Origin of the sequence: Sphingopyxis panaciterrae, from assembly GCF_011762125.1 — a bacterium.
GTDB lineage: Bacteria > Pseudomonadota > Alphaproteobacteria > Sphingomonadales > Sphingomonadaceae > Sphingopyxis > Sphingopyxis panaciterrae.
The window spans coordinates 37,217-53,492 of the sequence record NZ_JAASQN010000001.1 but is presented as its reverse complement, the minus strand read 5'-3'; the positions used below and the strand labels follow the sequence as shown (position 1 = coordinate 53,492).

Annotated in this window: 16 protein-coding genes; 6 read left to right on the top strand and 10 right to left on the bottom strand. The window is 64.6% G+C overall.

Annotated elements, in window-relative coordinates:
- Positions 1-23 precede the first annotated feature (23 nt).
- The 3 genes from groES to FHR22_RS00245 form a co-directional block, all read right to left on the bottom strand.
- Positions 24-311 (bottom strand): co-chaperone GroES, encoded by a 288-nt coding sequence (gene groES, locus FHR22_RS00255; RefSeq protein ID WP_011540765.1) that lies wholly within the window; start codon positions 309-311, stop codon positions 24-26.
- 267 nt (positions 312-578) lie between these two features.
- A complete protein-coding gene (locus FHR22_RS00250) occupies positions 579-1,976 on the bottom strand; it encodes an MATE family efflux transporter (RefSeq protein WP_166937762.1) in 1,398 nt (465 codons plus the stop codon).
- Between the two features lie 436 nt (positions 1,977-2,412).
- Complete coding sequence (locus FHR22_RS00245) at positions 2,413-2,985, bottom strand: Pycsar system effector family protein (RefSeq protein WP_166937760.1); 573 nt, start codon at positions 2,983-2,985, stop codon at positions 2,413-2,415.
- A 166-nt stretch (positions 2,986-3,151) separates the two neighbouring features.
- On the opposite strand from FHR22_RS00245, the gene FHR22_RS00240 reads away from it, so the two are divergent.
- The 3 genes from FHR22_RS00240 to FHR22_RS00230 all read left to right on the top strand — a co-directional run bounded on the left by FHR22_RS00240 (position 3,152) and on the right by FHR22_RS00230 (position 6,807).
- Positions 3,152-3,388: an acyl carrier protein gene (locus tag FHR22_RS00240; protein ID WP_166937758.1), complete on the top strand. Its 237-nt coding sequence runs from the start codon at positions 3,152-3,154 to the stop codon at positions 3,386-3,388.
- Between the two features lie 126 nt (positions 3,389-3,514).
- A complete protein-coding gene (gene spt / locus FHR22_RS00235) occupies positions 3,515-4,717 on the top strand; it encodes a serine palmitoyltransferase (RefSeq protein WP_166937755.1) in 1,203 nt (400 codons plus the stop codon).
- A gap of 113 nt (positions 4,718-4,830) precedes the next feature.
- Positions 4,831-6,807, top strand: a complete 1,977-nt coding sequence (locus tag FHR22_RS00230) for an ATP-binding protein (protein WP_166937753.1) — start codon at positions 4,831-4,833, stop codon at positions 6,805-6,807.
- Positions 6,808-6,822: 15 nt separating this feature from the next.
- Here FHR22_RS00230 and FHR22_RS00225 read toward each other — a convergent pair whose 3' ends face one another.
- The 3 genes from FHR22_RS00225 to FHR22_RS00215 are packed head-to-tail and all read right to left on the bottom strand — an operon-like array spanning position 6,823 to position 9,143.
- Complete coding sequence (locus tag FHR22_RS00225; protein ID WP_166937751.1) at positions 6,823-7,683, bottom strand: hypothetical protein; 861 nt, start codon at positions 7,681-7,683, stop codon at positions 6,823-6,825.
- A 2-nt stretch (positions 7,684-7,685) separates the two neighbouring features.
- A complete protein-coding gene (locus FHR22_RS00220) occupies positions 7,686-8,663 on the bottom strand; it encodes a diacylglycerol/lipid kinase family protein (protein WP_166937749.1) in 978 nt (325 codons plus the stop codon).
- 6 nt (positions 8,664-8,669) lie between these two features.
- Positions 8,670-9,143, bottom strand: coding sequence for a DUF2141 domain-containing protein (locus tag FHR22_RS00215; RefSeq protein ID WP_166937747.1), 474 nt, complete (start codon positions 9,141-9,143; stop codon positions 8,670-8,672).
- A gap of 133 nt (positions 9,144-9,276) precedes the next feature.
- On the opposite strand from FHR22_RS00215, the gene lptF reads away from it, so the two are divergent.
- Both lptF and lptG read left to right on the top strand, forming a co-directional pair.
- Positions 9,277-10,485 carry an LPS export ABC transporter permease LptF gene (gene lptF / locus FHR22_RS00210; RefSeq protein WP_166937745.1) on the top strand — a complete coding sequence of 403 codons (1,209 nt, stop codon included), beginning with the start codon at positions 9,277-9,279 and terminating at the stop codon, positions 10,483-10,485.
- Complete coding sequence (gene lptG, locus FHR22_RS00205; protein WP_166937743.1) at positions 10,485-11,582, top strand: LPS export ABC transporter permease LptG; 1,098 nt, start codon at positions 10,485-10,487, stop codon at positions 11,580-11,582. The genes lptF and lptG overlap by 1 nt, the downstream gene beginning before the upstream one ends.
- 213 nt (positions 11,583-11,795) lie before the next feature.
- Here the strand turns inward: lptG and FHR22_RS00200 are convergent, their stop codons facing one another.
- Positions 11,796-12,914, bottom strand: a complete 1,119-nt coding sequence (locus tag FHR22_RS00200) for a fatty acid desaturase family protein (RefSeq protein ID WP_425057422.1) — start codon at positions 12,912-12,914, stop codon at positions 11,796-11,798.
- Between the two features lie 126 nt (positions 12,915-13,040).
- Between FHR22_RS00200 and FHR22_RS00195 the strand changes: the two genes are divergently transcribed.
- Positions 13,041-14,210, top strand: a complete 1,170-nt coding sequence (locus tag FHR22_RS00195; protein ID WP_166937739.1) for an N-acetyltransferase — start codon at positions 13,041-13,043, stop codon at positions 14,208-14,210.
- Positions 14,211-14,214: 4 nt separating this feature from the next.
- Here FHR22_RS00195 and xth read toward each other — a convergent pair whose 3' ends face one another.
- From xth to FHR22_RS00180, 3 genes are all read right to left on the bottom strand, one after another.
- Positions 14,215-14,985 (bottom strand): exodeoxyribonuclease III, encoded by a 771-nt coding sequence (xth, locus tag FHR22_RS00190; protein ID WP_166937737.1) that lies wholly within the window; start codon positions 14,983-14,985, stop codon positions 14,215-14,217.
- Positions 14,986-15,068: 83 nt separating this feature from the next.
- Positions 15,069-15,410, bottom strand: a complete 342-nt coding sequence (erpA, locus tag FHR22_RS00185; RefSeq protein ID WP_166940566.1) for an iron-sulfur cluster insertion protein ErpA — start codon at positions 15,408-15,410, stop codon at positions 15,069-15,071.
- A gap of 89 nt (positions 15,411-15,499) precedes the next feature.
- Positions 15,500-16,174, bottom strand: coding sequence for a M23 family metallopeptidase (locus tag FHR22_RS00180; protein ID WP_243853396.1), 675 nt, complete (start codon positions 16,172-16,174; stop codon positions 15,500-15,502).
- Positions 16,175-16,276: the final 102 nt, after the last annotated feature.

Genomic DNA, 16,276 nt, shown 5'->3' with positions numbered 1-16,276 from the left:
TCCATGGGGGACGCGGAGACGGTTCAGGCGATGACGCCCAGAATGTCCGATTCCTTCATGATCAGCAGCTCTTCGCCGTCGACCTTGACTTCGGTGCCCGACCATTTGCCGAACAGGATGCGATCGCCCGCCTTGACGTCGAGCGGAGTCACCTTGCCGTCGTCGGCGCGGGCGCCGGTGCCGACAGAGACGACTTCGCCTTCCTGCGGCTTTTCCTTGGCGGTGTCGGGGATGATGATGCCGCCAGCCGTCTTTTCTTCGGCTTCGATACGGCGGACCAGCACGCGGTCGTGCAGCGGACGAAATTGCATGAATATCCCTCCAGAGATGGAAATGATGTCGTTTAGCACTCACAGGGCGTGAGTGCTAACACGCCGCCATATGGGTGGGAGTCAGATAGGCGTCAAGCGCCGCGCTACAAGATTCTTGCGAAGTTTTTGCGTCAGATGTCGTTTCAGCAAAGCTGAAACATTGGGCGGCACCGGCCCGCTCCCCCTCCCGGCCTCCCATAGGCTACTATCGTCAGGGAGGCCGGGAGGGGGAGCGGGCCGGTGCCGCCTTTCCACGCCAGTGGAAAATTACGCCGGCAGCAGGCCGAGACGGCCGCGCATCCGCCAGCGCGCGAGCAGCACCGCCGACACGACGATCAACCCGACGGCAAGCCCGATCCACACGCCAACCCCCTGCAGCGGCGTCCAGAAACCGAGGTAGATGGCAGTGCCATATCCCGCGATCCAGTAACCGCAGATCGCGATGATCATCGGGATGCGTGTATCCTGCAGCCCGCGCAACACACCCGCCGCGACCGCCTGCGCGCCATCGAAGAGCTGGAAAGCGGCAGCGACGACAAGGAATTGCAGCGCGAAGCCGACGAGCGCCGCGTTGCGCGCCGCGTGGACGTCGACATAAATTGACAGCACGAGCGTCGGGAACAGCCACATCAACAAGGCGGTGAACCCCATGAAGCCGATGCCGAGCACGAGCGAAGCGGTCCCCGCATGTGCGATGCCGCGATGATCGCGCGCGCCATAGGCCAGCCCGACGCGGATCGTCGCCGCCTGCGCGACACCGAACGGAATCTGGAAGGCAAGCGCCGCGACCTGCAGCGCGATGGTGTGCCCGGCAAGCTCGGCCTCGCCGATCCGCCCCATCAGGAAGGCGGCGCCGGTGAACAGCCCCGCCTCAGCCAAAATGGTGAGGCTGATCGGGGTGCCGATGCGCAGCATGTCGAAAAAGCGCGTCCATTCGCTGCGCCACCAATTGCCGAACAGATGATAGCGCCGCAGCCGCCGGTCGGTCTGGATGACGACGATATAGGCGATGAGCATGAGGACGCTGGTCATCACGCTCGAGATCGCCGAGCCGTGCAGACCAAGCGCGGGCATGCCGAGATGCCCGAACACGAGCACCCAATTGCCGAGCGCATTGACGAACAGCGCGCCGAAGGTGATCGCGGTCGCGATCGTTGCGCGCCCGAGCGCCGAGACGAAGATACGCAGCACCGCCGCTGCGATCATCGGGAACAAGCCCCACATCAGGATCAGCAGAAAGCTGGCTGCATGCGCCGAGGTTTCGGGCGGCTGCCCGGTGGCGAGCATGATCGGCCCGCCCGCGGCGCAAATGCCCATGAACAGGATCGACACCAGCGCCGCGAGCCACAGCGCCATGCGCACCGTGCGCCGGACTTCGCGCACCGCATGCTTGCGGCGCCCGAGTTCGGCGGCAATCAGCGGCGCCGACGCGCCGATCAGGCCCGAGCCGGTCCAGAGCAGGAGGCCGAAGATCGCGACACCGAGCGACGAGGCGGCGAGCGCCGCGTCGCCAAGCCGTGCGACAAAAATCACGTCGATCGCATGGACCATCATCTGAAGCAGGTTCGCGGCCGCGAGCGGGACCGCAAGCGCGAGCGTCGCGCGGAATTCCGCGCGAAGACCCTGCGAAGTTTCCGCGGTCAAAGGGCTGGCTTGTTGCAGCATAGCCGGCCCGGATAGGCGCGGGGGTGCGGCGGTTCAAGTGCGGTACGGCACTGCATCCGCTTTCGGGCGCGGGGGGTTGCAAAAAGGCCACAACGACGGGTGCGGAGTATCGACTTTGGGGTAGGGAGCAACCTTTTGGTTCCTCACTGTGTACCCCGGCGAAGGCCGGGGTCCAGGGCGCCCAAAAGCTGACGTTGCCTGGTACCGCCCTGGACCCCGGCCTTCGCCGGGGTACACGCTAGATACCGCGGCAACCGGTCACTTCCTGCCCTAATTCGTCATCCCGGGCTTGACCCGGGATCCCGCTTTTTGGGACATCCGGCAGTTTTCGACGTCAAGCGGGACCCCGGATCAAGTTCGGGGTGACGAAAAGAGCAGGGATAACTACTGGCCGAAACCAGCCGTCGACAATCAAGTTTTCAACCGCGGCCTGTCTTCACCCCCGCCACAGGATCGCCATCTCAACCCCGAATGCAATGAAGGTCAGCGTCAGCCCGACCACAAACAGCCGGTACGCATAGGCAAGATAGCGATATTTGCGCCGCGCGAGGACGACGCCATTCTGATAGGTATCGCGCAGCATCGTCTCGTACAGGTCGTCCTCGGTGCGCAGCCGCGCCTTCACCGCCGCGATGAATTCATCCTCGTCCATCTGCGCGAACCGGCCAAAGAAGAGGATGTTGCTGTGATCCTTGCCGTCCTTGTAGACCACCGGCGGCGCCTTCCCGACCCGCGGCAGGACCGCCGAAATCGCGAACAGCGCCGACAGGAAGGAAAAGGTCGCAAGGATCGCGAGCGGCATCGCCAAACTCCCGCCGCCCGAGCGCGCCTGCCCGATGGCGAGGGTGAAGACGACGAAGGTCGCCCCCATCAGGATCGACGCTTTTTGATCCGCCATCTGCGACAATTGCATCGTGATCTGCTGGTTGGTGCGCACGAGGTGCACCGCGTTCGGCGGAAAGGAAATCGGCGAAGGTGCCGGCGACGTCTTTGTTTCTGCGCTGTCCATGCCAAGCTGCCCCTGCCCTGTTACCCCGTCAGCGACCCGCCACAGGGATGCCATGAAGTGCCGTAACCGGCAAGATGCTGCCCTGTTCCCGCCGCATTCGCTTGCCAATCGGACAGCGGCGCGGCATTCCCGCGCGCAATCTTATTTCTTTACGGGACGTACCTGCATGAGCACCGCCCTTCGCGACCAGATTTTCGGCCTGATCGGCCCATTCAACAAGAAGGGTGTCGAACTGACCGACGCCACCACCTTTGCCGGCGACCTCGAGTGGGACAGCCTGACGGTGATGGATTTCGTCGCCGAGGTCGAGGACATGTTCGACATCATCATCAGCATGAACATGCAGGCCGAGATCGAAACCGTCGGCCAGCTGGTCGCCGCGGTCGAGAAGCTGCAGGGCTAGTTTAAACTTCCGTTCGGCCTGAGGAGCCATTGAGCTTGTCGAAATGGCGTCTCGAACGGCCCTTCGAGAAGGGTCTTCGCCAAAGCTCAGCCCCTCCTCAGGGCAAACGGATGTGGGATGGAAAAAATGACCGACCTTTTCTCCAAATTCGACCCGCTGATCCAGCAGCGCGAGGATCTGCTCGCCACCGGGGTCACCGATCCGTTCAGCCTGGTCATGGAAAAGGTGATCTCGCCGACCGTCGCGATCTGCAACGGGCGCGAGACGATCCTGCTCGGCACCTATAATTATATGGGCATGACGTTCGACGACGACGTCATCGCCGCGGGCAAGGAGGCGCTCGACAGGTTCGGCAGCGGCACCACCGGCAGCCGCGTCCTCAACGGGACCTATCAGGGCCACAGGGAATGCGAGGACGCGCTCAAGGAATTTTACGCCATGGACCATGCCATGGTATTCTCGACCGGATATCAGGCGAACCTCGGCATCATTTCGACGATCGCCGGCAAGGGCGACTATGTCATCCTCGACATCGACAGCCATGCGTCGATCTATGACGGCTGCGCGATGGGCAATGCCGAAATCGTCGCTTTCCGCCATAACGACGTCGAGGCGCTCGAAAAGCGGCTGAAGCGGCTGCCCCCCGAAGCTGGCAAGCTCGTCGTGCTCGAAGGCGTCTATTCGATGCTCGGCGACATCGCGCCGCTCAAGGAAATGATCCGCGTTTCCAAGGAAAACGGCGCGATGGTGCTGGTCGACGAGGCGCATTCGATGGGCTTCATCGGCGAACATGGCCGCGGCGTCGCCGAGGCGCAGGGGGTGATCGACGATGTCGATTTCATCATCGGCACGTTCAGCAAGAGCGTCGGCACCGTCGGCGGCTTCTGCGTGTCGAATCATCCGAAATTCGAAATCCTGCGGCTCGTCTGCCGTCCTTATGTCTTCACCGCCTCGCTGCCGCCGAGCGTCGTCGCGACCGCCGCGACGAGTATCCGCAAGCTGATGCACGGGTCGAACAAGCGCGCGCATCTGTGGGAAAATTCCAAGACACTGCATAAAGGCCTGCGTGACCTCGGCTTCACGCTGGGCACCGAAGAGCCGCAGTCGGCAATCATCGCGGTCATCATGCCCGACCTCGAACGCGGCGCGATGATGTGGGAAGCGCTGCTCGAGGAAGGGCTGTACGTCAATCTTGCGCGTCCGCCGGCGACCCCTGCGGGCATGACGCTGCTGCGCTGTTCGCTCTGCGCCGAGCATTCGAGCGAACAGGTCACCGAAATTCTCGCGCGCTTCGAACGCGCCGGCAAGCGCGCCCGGATCATCGGCTGAACCGATCGCTTCCGCCGACCAGCGGATTCCTTTTCGGGATGAACCGAAGCGGCCCGCGCGCGCCGCCCGCTTCGTAGCTTTGCGAGGCGGCGCTTGTCCGGTAAAGACGGCGCGTGTTCGAGCGGGATTTCGATAGCGAGACCGAAAGCCGCCGGGAGCGCCTGCGCTTCTGGCTGACGATCGGCGTCGCGACCATATTGGTCGGGGTCGTTGCGGCGCTCGTCCTGCTGCTTACGCGCGCCAACGACAATTACGATCGCTCGCTCGGCTGGCAGACGCAGAGCCTCGAAGTCATCTCGCAAACACGGTCGGTCGACGCGGCGCTCGCGCGGGCCGAGGCCGCGCTCGGCCGCTTCGCCGTCGGGCTGCAGAAGGAAGACGGCCGCGTCTACGAATATCAATGGGCGCGCGCGCGCCAGTTTCTGGCGCAGCTCAAGCGCAATGTGCGCGACAATCCCCAGCAGGTGGCGCTGGTCGAACAGTTGACGCAGGAGATGAACAGCCGCAGCACGCAGCTCGGCGACGCGGCGCTCAGCGCGAACTATAACCAGACCGTCGCCGCCATCTCCAAATATTATGCCGCCGGCAAGGGACAGGGGCTCAGCCGGATCGACAAGCTGCTGACCCAGATCATCAGCAACGAACGCACCCTGCTGCGCGAACGCAATCGGGTCGCCGCGGCCGACCGCGCGAGCCTCAGCCAGGCGATGCTGCTCTTTTCGCTGCTCGGGGCGGTGGCGGCGGTGATCGCGATCGGCGCGACCTTCTCGCTCATCCGCGCCGAAACCGAACGCCGCGCCGCGCGGCGCGACCAGATTGCCGAAAGCGACCGGGCGATGCAGCTCGAAGCCGCGGTCGACGCACGCACCGCCGAGCTCGAACAGGCGAACGTGGCGCTACGCACCGAAATGGGCGAGCGGGCGGCCGCCGAGGAACAGCTGCGCCAAGCGCAGAAGATGGAAGCCGTCGGCCAGCTCACCGGCGGTATCGCGCATGATTTCAACAACATGCTCGCGGTTGTCGTCGGCGGCATCGAATTGTCGCAGCGCTGGCTGTCCGACGCGCCCGACAAGGCGCAACGCCACCTTGCCAACGCGCTCGACGGCGCCAATCGCGCCGCCGACCTGACGCGGCGGCTGCTCACCTTTGCGCGGTCCGAACCGGCGCGGCCGGAAATCACTATGGTCGACGACTGCATCGCCGCCTTCGCCGAGCTGATCGAGCGCACGATCGGCGACCGCATTGCGCTGACCCTCGACCTCGAGGCGGCCGACCTCGCGTGCCGGCTCGACCGGCGCCAGTTCGAGAATGCGCTGCTCAATCTCGCGGTCAACGCGCGCGATGCGATGGACGGCCATGGATCGCTGACGATCCGGACGCTACGCGACGAGGAGGAGGACACTGCGGCGCTGGCGGTGCAGGTCATCGACTCGGGCTGCGGCATGTCCCCCGAGGTGCTCGAACGCGTGTTCGACCCCTTCTACACCACCAAGCCCGCCGGCCAGGGTACCGGGCTGGGTATGAGCCAGGTCTTCGCCTTCTGCCGCCAGTCGGGGGGCGAGGTGCAGATCACATCGACCGAGGGCGAAGGAACCCGCGTCGCGATGCTGCTGCCGGTCGCCCGCGCCGGCGAGGCGGGCACGGCTCAGGCCGACGCAGATGATCAGGTCGCAGCGCCGACCCTCACCGACGCGCTCAGCATTCTCGTCGTCGAGGATGACCAGCGCGTGCTCGCGGCAACCGTCGATGCGGTCGCCGAACTGGGGCACAAGCCCGTCGCGTGCGGAAATCCCCTGGAAGCCGAGGCGCTGGTCGAAGGGCAGATCGCCGAGGGGGGCGGCTTCGACCTCATTCTCTCCGACGTGCTGATGCCCGAGCTCACTGGCCCCGAAATGGTGGCGCAATTGAAGCAGCGCTGGCCCGGACTGTCGGTGCTGTTCGTGACGGGCTATGCCGGCGACGCCAGCGAGGTTGCGAGTTTTGGCGACCATGACGTGCTGCGCAAGCCCTTCACGCTGAGCGCGCTCGATCAGGCGATCCGCCGCCGCGGTGACGCGCGGGCGGACGAAGGCCAGCGGCTGGCGAGTTAGCCGTCCGGCTAAGGGTTAGCGAATCGCACCGCTCCGCATCAACCGCGGCACCAGGGTCAGCGCCGCGAGCAACGGCCAGCGCCGCTGCCACGGCTTGATCTCGATCTTCGTGCCCGCGTGGCGATTGATCTTCCACGCGAGATAATCGATGCCGCCCGCATAGGTCAGGCTCGCCTTCGCCAGCCGCACGATGCTGAGCGCCTTGCCCTCGATGCGCCGGCGTGCCCAGCCGCCGCCCTGCGCATCGGCGGGAATGGCGGCGATCGCGGGCGCGCTGAAGCGCGCATAGCGTTCGGCATCGGCATCGACGACCGACTGCGCCCGGCTCGTCCGTTCGGCGCGCAGCTCGACCGAATAGGTCAGCGAAAAGGCGCGCCGCCACCAGTCGAGCATATCCTCGCCAGCGACGGGTCCGGCCGCCGCGAGCAAGGCCGGCGCCGCACGCGACACCGCCGCGATGGCGCGGCCCCGCGCGGTATCGTCGACCGCCCATGCCAGCCGCGACGGCTGCGCGAAACGCGCCCAGACCGACACATTGCGCGTCCCGGAACCGTTCAGACGGTGAAAGTCGGCTTCGCTCAGCACCGCATATTTGGCGATCAGCCCGTCGTGCTGGAACGGAAAGACATTGGGCGGGATCAGCCGGTTGGCGATGGCCTGCCAGCGTTTCGGATAGGCGTCGCCATAGTCCGAAACGATCAGGTAGAAATCGAGCATCAGCCCGTCGAGCTGCGTTTCGCGCAGGCAACTGCCGTAGAAAAGCACCGCGCGCGCACTGCCCGGATATTCGGCCGCCAGCGCCCTGGCCATCGCGGCGACGCGGGGATCGACCGGAATCGATAGTTCCGCGCGGACGAGTTCGCTGATGTCGGTCATGCTCAGGCGGCGAGGCGCAGGAAGGGCACCGGCTGGGTCGACGTGAGAATGATCGGCATGCCGCTCTTCGCCTGGAAAATCTCGCCATCGAGAATCACGTTCGACCGCTCTCCCTCGATGCGAATCTCGTCGCCCTGCTGGAAATGGACGCCTTCGAGCGGGCGGTGCCCCAGCGTGCCGCGCCACGTCGCGCTCATCATGCGCAGCATCGCGCCGGCGCTGCTTTCGGTCGCGAGCAATTTCATATGGCCGTTGGTGCCGCCGCCGTCGCTGGTGCGGATACTGAGCAGCAATTTTTCCAAGGTCGTGACGATCAGCAGCGAGAATTTGCCTTTGAACTCGCCTTGACGAACCAACGACACCGTCATCGGCTCGGGCTTGGGCGGCAGGCGCCCGCCGCCGAGCCCGAAGATGATCGCGAACAGCCCGAGGACCGCGGCGAGGAAGTGCGACACGCCGTTCGGCAGCCCGAGCGGATAGATGCGGTTGCGGCAATAAAGCATGACGTCGGCGAGATAGGCGCCGCCCAGGAACATGCCGAGCACCGGCCGCGCGGCGTCGTCGCCGCTGTCGAGCGAGATCAGCTGGCGTTCGACGACATGCTCCTCGAGCCGGCCGCTCTCGACAAGTTCGATGACGCGCTCGAGTGCTTTGAGCGGATCGCCTTCGGCGCCCAGATCGAGCGCGATCAAGTTGGTCTTGCCGTTGGGAAGCACTGCGACCGGCGGCGGCGAGCCACCGAAATGCCCGCCCGAATAAAGTTCGGTCAGCGCCCCCTGGACCGTCCCGTCGCCGCCGTTGATGACGATGATGCGCGGGCTGACCATCGCCATGGTGCGGATCGCTTCGCCGATCTGGTCGACGTCCTCGACTTCATAGTGGAAGATATCGGGATGCGCGGCGCAATATTCGCGAACGCGCGGCAACAGGGCCCGGTTGCCGGTCGAACGCGGATTGGAAAGGAGCGCGACGCTGGCCATTCCCGCTTACATATATTTCATCGAGATGGAGATCGTCTTGGGCGCATCTCCAACCGAAAAAGCCGTCTTCTTGTAACTCGGCTTGCCGAGGTTGAAGACGTTGATGCTGGGATTGTTCGACATCCCGCCGCCGTCCGACGTCAGGTCGGTCTTGCCGTTGCCGTTGACGTCGTGACGCACCGCAATGCCATAAACGCCCGCTTCGGGCAGCGGCACGCAAACGGTCATCGAGCCCGCCCGCGCGGGAACCTCGATCCGGGTCAGCCAGCGTCCCTTGGCAAGCCAGTCCGCCGCCGTTCCTCGATAGCTTTGCACGCGAATCTTGCCGCTCGACGCCTTGACGCCGCTGATCTGCACCAGGGTGGACGGGCCGCTTCTGCATTTCGACAGGTCGTTCGAGATGATCCGGCCTTCCGCCTGCGCCGACACGGCGAAAGCGAGCAACGCAACGCAGAGCGACGCCGGTAAAATTTTCGACATGACCTCAATACCTCCAGAGGTTATAGCCACGTCGGCGACGCAAAAAGCATATGCCGACACGGGTCCCTGTCGCCCTTGAAACGGCATATCGGAACCATTTGCGGCCAAATCATGGTGATGGGGCGACGAAAGATTGAATAAGCTACCTGCCATCGACCGCTACATCTCGCGGCTCATCTTCTTTCCCATGCTCGGCACGCTCGTCCTGTCGGCGATGCTGCTCGTGCTCGAAAAGATGCTGCGGCTGTTCGATTTCGTCGCCACCGAAGGCGGGCCGGTCAGCGTCGTGTGGCGGATGCTCGCCAATCTGATTCCCGAATATCTCTCGCTCGGCATCCCGATCGGGCTGATGCTCGGCATCCTGCTGGCCTTCCGGCGACTCGCGACGTCGAGCGAACTCGACGTGCTGAAGGGCGTCGGCATGAGTTTCGGGCGCCTGATGCGCGTCCCGTTCGCTTACGCCATCGCGCTCGCGGCGCTCAATCTCGCGATCGTCGGCTTTATCCAGCCGGTGGCGCGCTACGCCTATGAAGGCTTGCAATTCGAACTGCGCTCGGGTGCGCTCGGTGCCTCGATCAAGGTCGGCGAATTCACCAAATTGGGCGACCGCATGACGCTGCGGATCGAGGAAAGCTTTAATGACGGGCGCAGCCTGCGCGGCATCTTCGTGCGCGGCGAGCAAAAGGACGGGCAGAGCGTGTCGGCGACCGCGTCGCGGGGACAATTCCTCGCGACCGACGATCCGAACACGATCATCCTGCGGCTGACGCAGGGGGTGCTGATCCACGAATCGCCCAAATTCTCGGTCCCGCGCGTGCTGAGTTTCGACAACCACGACCTGCCGATCCCACTCCCCAAGATCGAGGCGTTCCGCACCCGTGGCGGCGCCGATCGCGAGATGACGATTCCCGAACTGTTCGTCGCGGGCAAGGACAAGAATGAATCGGCAGCCACAAGGCTGGAGCTGCGGGCGAATTTCCACTTCCGCATCGTCGAGGTGATGTCGATGTTCCTGATCCCGCTGATCGCGATCGCCCTCGCCATCCCGCCGAAGCGATCGACCTCGTCCCTGGGCGTCTTCCTGTCGATCGTCCTCCTCGTCACCCAGCACAAGATCAACCAATATGCCGAGGATCTGGGCGCGCGCGGCACCGTCGACCCGATCCTCGCGCTCTGGGTGCCCTTCCTCCTGTTCGCGGCGCTCGCGGTGTGGATGTATTATACTGTCGCCCACGTTCCCGGCGGCCAGCCAATCGGCGCGCTCGAACGCGTCGCGGCCAAGGCTGGCCAGAAAATCCGCGGCTTCCTCACCATGTTCCAGCGCAAGCCCAAGATCGCCTGATGCACCAGCTTCATTTCTTCCCCTCGCGTACGATGGCATTCTATGTCGGGCGCCTGTTCCTCATCCGCAGCTTCGCGATCCTGTTCGCGCTCGTGCTGATCCTGCAAACGCTCGACCTGCTGGGCGAGAGCGGCAAGATATTGGCGGTCGCCGGCAACAGCGACAGCGATGTGTGGCGCTATGTGGGCTTGCGCCTGCCGCAGATTATCGAGACCTTCCTGCCGTTTTCGGTGCTTCTCGGCACGATCCTGACCCTGATCACGCTCAACCAGAACAGCGAGGTGATCGCGATGAAGGCGTCGGGCATGTCGGCGCATCAGGTGCTGGCGCCGCTGTTCCTCGCGGCGTTGCTCGTCGCCGGGATCAGCTTTGTCTTCAACGAGCGGATCGTGACGCGGTCAAACGCCGCGCTCAGCGCCTGGCAGAAGGTGCAATATGCGCAGGTTCCAAAGGACAACGGGCTGCGCAGCAACATCTGGGTGCGCGCCGGCGACGATCTGATCAATGCCCAGACGGTGCAGACGGGCGGCGGCGCGGTGGTGCTCGGCAAGGTCGCGATCTACGAACGCACCCAGGGCGTCCTGTCGTCGATCCTGTCGGCCGACAGCGCGCGCGCGGTCGCCGGCGGCTGGGAACTTACCAATGCGAAGCGCTTCCTGCGCCGCTCGGGAACGCTCGAACCGCTCGGCAACATCGTCGCGGCGAAGGGGGTGCGGCCCGACCAGTTCACCCTCGCGCAGGTCGATGGCGACGAACTGCCCTTCCTCCAGCTCCAGTCGGCGATCGCCGATCTCGAAGCCGCCGGGCGTCCGGTCGATGCGTTGAAGGGCGTGCTGTGGCACAAGATTTCGGGGCCGCTGTCGGCGATATTGATGCCGCTGCTCGGCGCGGTCGCGGCATTCGGTCTCGCGCGTTCGGGCAAGCTGTTCGTGCGCGCGATCCTCGGCATGGCGCTCGGCTTCGCCTATTTCGTCGCCGACAATTTCGCGCTCGCGATGGGCGATCTGGGCGCCTACACGCCGTTTCTCGCCGCTTGGGGACCATTCATCCTCTTCGCGCTGATCGGCGAGATGATCTTAATCCGGACCGAGGAATAAGGCCGACAAGCCTTTGGGAAAATGACCGCTAACGGCCGATAGCGGACCCTAGCTAAATAACCGTCGCCCCCGCGAAGGCGGGGGCCGCTGGCAACCTTGCGCCAGGCCGACGGCGGCCCCCGCCTTCGCGGGGGCGACGATTATCGATGGGTAGCCAACGGCCGCTCCCCACCCCAAAGCCGCCATCCGCCGGGCGGGCCCGCTTTCGTCGATTCAGCCCGCCGCCCCGCCCCGCGCCGAACCCGCGACCAGCCGTACGACGAGCCCCGGCAAGCCCGCATAATTCGCCCCATGATATTGCGAATCAGTCGGCAGCGCGTCCTTCAGACGGCGATGCGCCTCAGGCAGCGCATGATAGGGAACGCCGGGCAGCAGGTGATGCAGCGCATGATAGCGCAGTCCCACCGGCGCCCAGAGTTCGGGGAGTAGTCCCGGCGGCGGGACGTTGACGCTGTCGAGGAACTGTGCGGTCACGGTCAGCACGTCGCCGTCATTTTCCCAGAGATGCGCGACAAGCGTACGGATCTGGTTGAGGACAAGCGTCGCGGCGGCGATCGCACCGAAGATCAGCAGCGCCCGCAGCGGCACCCAGCCAAGGACGCCGGCGGCGATCAGCAACGTCGACCACGCCCAGGCGCCGCCCTCCTGCCACGCCCACTGGCGGCGGAATTCGCCTTCGGGCGGCTTGCGGCGGAACATCGGGTTGATGATCAGCCCCGAATAGCGTTCGACGACGACCCGGCGCAGCGGCGGGATCAGGAACGACAACGGGGTCAGCACCGCATAGCGCAGCAGCAGCGCGAGCGGCCCCAGCGTCGCCGTGACGACGAACAGCGGCACCGTCCACGGCTTCATCAGCGCGAGCGGCAGATATTCGGGATCGTCGACCGTGCCATATTTGGTCCGGTTGTGGTGCAGGCTGTGAATGCCTTCGTACATGAAGGACGGGATCAGCAACGGCACGCCAAGCACGATATTCCAGCCGAGGCGGAAACCCGGCAGCGCATTTTTGCGGATATGCGTGATTTCGTGGATGAAGCTGCCCGCCCGGTAGAGCGCCAGCACAGCGACCAGCGCCGCAACGAGCATCAATGCGGTCGACGGCGCAAAGATCGCCGCCGCGACCGCCGCATAGCCGACGAAGGCCGACGCAAGAAAGTCGGTCCAGTAGATGCGCGGGCTGGGCGCGGTCAGGTCACGCGTCAGCTCGGACGCCGCGCGGATCATCGCCATATCATCGGCGATCGCGGATTTCGGCATCGCGGCCGCCTGCGGCGCCGACAGCCGGTCGACAGCAGGGTTCGCCGACGGCCGGTCGGCAGGGGTGTTCATCGCTAACATAGCCCGATCTTCATCATATTTTCGTGGCAGCAAAATGGCCGAATGCGGCTCGCCAGTGCCACATCAATGCCCTAATGCGTCGCCAATCATATAGGACGCCCCTTTCAGGAAACCAGCATGAGCGGACATTCGGACGGCCCGATTACCATCTATCCCGTCGAGACCAAGGGCGACACGCGCGAGTTCGTCGAGCTCGCCTTCCGGCTCAATCGCGGCGACCCGGCATGGGTTCCGCCACTGAAGGGCGAGGTCTACGGCCTGCTCACCCCCGGCAAGAATCCGTGGTTCGAACATGGCAAGGCGCAATATTTCCTCGCGCGCCGCAATGGGCGGACCGTCGGCCGCATCTCGGCGCATATCGACGATCTCGCGCTGGCGCAGCCGGCCGAACAGGGCATGGGCCCGGGGACCGGCAACTGGGGAATGCTCGAGGCCGAGGATGAGGCGACCGCGCAGGCGCTGCTCGCCACCGCCGAGGATTGGCTGCGCGGCCAGGGCATGCACCGCTCGCTCGGCCCGCTGTCGATTTCGATCTGGGACGAACCCGGCCTGCTGATCGAGGGTTTCGACCGGCCGCCGACGATCATGATGGGCCACAACAGCCCGCTCTATCGCGGCTGGATCGAAGCCGCGGGCTATCGGCCGGTCAAGCAGCTGATCAACTATGCGGTCGATATCGTCGACGGCTTCCCGCCGCTGGTGAACCGCATCGTCGCGGCGGGCGAGAAGAATGCGCGCATCCGCATCCGCAAGGTCGACAAGAAGAAATTCGGCGCCGAAGCGGCGTTGATCATGGGCCTGCTCAACGATGCATGGTCGGACAATTGGGGCTTCGTCCCGCTGACCGACAGCGAAATCGCCTATGTCGGCAAGAAGCTGAAAGATATTGTGTTCGAGGATCTGATCCGCGTCGCCGAGGTCGATGGCGAACCCGTTGCCTTCATGATCGTACTGCCGAACATCAACGAAAAGCTGATCGACATGGACGGGTCGCTGCTGCCGTTCAACTGGGCGCGGCTCTTGTGGTGGCTACGCAAGCCCAAAAGCCATACCCTGCGCGTCCCCCTCATGGGCGTTGCGAAGAAACTGCAGAACAGCCGGATGGCGAGCACGCTTGCCTTCATGATGATCGAATTCATCCGCCGCGACGCGGTGCGCGATTATGCCGCAAAGGTCGGCGATATCGGCTGGGTGCTCGACGACAATCAGGGCATGAACGCGGTCGCCGAGGCAATCGACGCCAAGATTAACCGCGTCTACCAGATTTACGACAAACCGCTGAACTAACCGATCAGGAAAGCACCGCCCAGGTCGGCGCGTGATCGCTCGCTTTTTCACGGCCGCGATGATCCTTGTCGACTCCGGCATCGACCAGCCGGTCGGCGAGCGCGGGGCTGAGCAGCAGGTGATCGATGCGAAAGCCATGGTCGCGCTGCCAGCCGCCGGCCTGATAGTCCCAGAAGGTCCAGACGCCCCCCGCCGGATGACGGCTGCGGATCGCATCGGTCCAGCCGTCGCCGAGCATGCGGAACCACGCGTCGCGCGATTCGGGCTGCATCAGCGCATCGGTCGCCATCGCCCGCGGATCCCACACATCGTCGTCGTGCGGAATGACATTGTAATCGCCGGTCAGGATCGCCGGGATTTCACTCGCCAGCAACCCCTTCGCCCGCTCGCGCAGCCGCGCCATCCAGCGCAGCTTATAGTCGAACTTCGGTCCCGGCTGCGGATTGCCGTTGGGAAGATAGATCGATGCGACGCGCAGCCCATGGACGTCGGCTTCCAGATAACGCGACTGTTCGTCCTCCACCTCGCCGGCCAGCCCGCGCTGGACTTCGACCGGCTGCGTCCCCCTGGCGAGGATCGCGACGCCGTTGAAGCCTTTTTGGCCGTGATAGAGAAAGCCGTAACCCGCCGCCTCGATCTCCTTGGTCGGCATCGTCTCGTCGCTCGATTTCAATTCCTGCAGGCAGGCGATATCGGGCTGTGTTTCCTCGAGCCATTCGACGAGACGCGGCAGACGGGCCTTGATCCCGTTGATGTTGAAGGTCGCGATTTTCATGGCCCACCTATGGCAGCAAGCCGGGGCTGATCCCAGCCCCTTCGTCACCCTGAACTTGTTTCCGCATGACGAAAAGAATGTGCTTAAATCGAGAAGCTCGACCCGCAGCCGCAGCCCGATGCGGCATTCGGATTTTCGACCTTGAACGACGATCCGCCGAGCGAGTCGACGAAATCGACGATGCAACCGCGCACCAAATCGATGCTGATCGGATCGACGACCAGCTTCACGCCGTCGGTTTCGGTGACGATGTCATCGGCGTCGATGCTTTCGGCGAGGCCGAAGCGATAGGTGAAGCCCGAGCAGCCGCCGCCATCGACGGCGAGGCGCAGCGCGGCGGCGATCTCACCCTTGCGGTCGGCGATCCAGCGGACGCGCGCCGCGGCGGCGGGCGAAAGGGTGATATCGGAGAGCTGCGTGGCCATGCGCACAAGATAGGCGCTCCGTCGCAAATGAAAAGGGCGCCCCGGCCTCTGGCCGGCGGACGCCCCCTCCTCTCCGACCCTGAATCCTGTTACTCGGGACCGCCCATCGCGAGCTTGTCGCCCGTCAGCGCGGCGATCGCCATCGAATCCGACCGAACGAAGGGCATCGGATTGACCGGTGCGCCCTCGATGCGGACTTCATAATGAAGATGGTTACCCGTCGAGCGGCCGGTCGAACCGACGTAGCCGAGGACCTGCCCCTTCTTCACCGACTGGCCCGGGGTGACGATGTACGACGACATATGGCCGTAGCGCGTCTGGATCGCGTTGCCATGTTCGACCTCGACATAATTGCCGTAGCCGCCGAGGCGCTGGGCGCGGCCGACGATGCCGTCGGCGGTCGCGTAGATCGGCGTGCCGGCCGGTGCGGGAATGTCGATGCCATTGTGGCGCGCGACCTTGCCCGTGATCGGGTGCGTGCGCATGCCATAGGAAGACGAGAGCGACATCTGCTCGATCGGGCGACGCGAGGGCACCGAAACGCCGATCGACGCGGCGAGGCCGGTGTCGAGACGCTTCCACGCCTGGAAGATCGCGCGGGCCTCGGTATCTTCGCTCGGCGCAGGCAGGCCTGCGGTGAAGCTGTCGTCATCGGGCTCGTCGGGAACGTTGATGCTGGCATCCGCGCTGGTTTCGGCGGCGTGAACGGCCGGCGTAGCCGTTGCGAAACATGCTGCCGCGCAGACAATTGCGACTTGATGCAACTTCTGCGTCAGAAGAGTGTTAATCAAAACGAACGACCCCGCATTTGCCATGTCGCCAAAGTCCGAAAAGGGCTTGGCGCCGGTTTTTGTTGGTGTTGGATG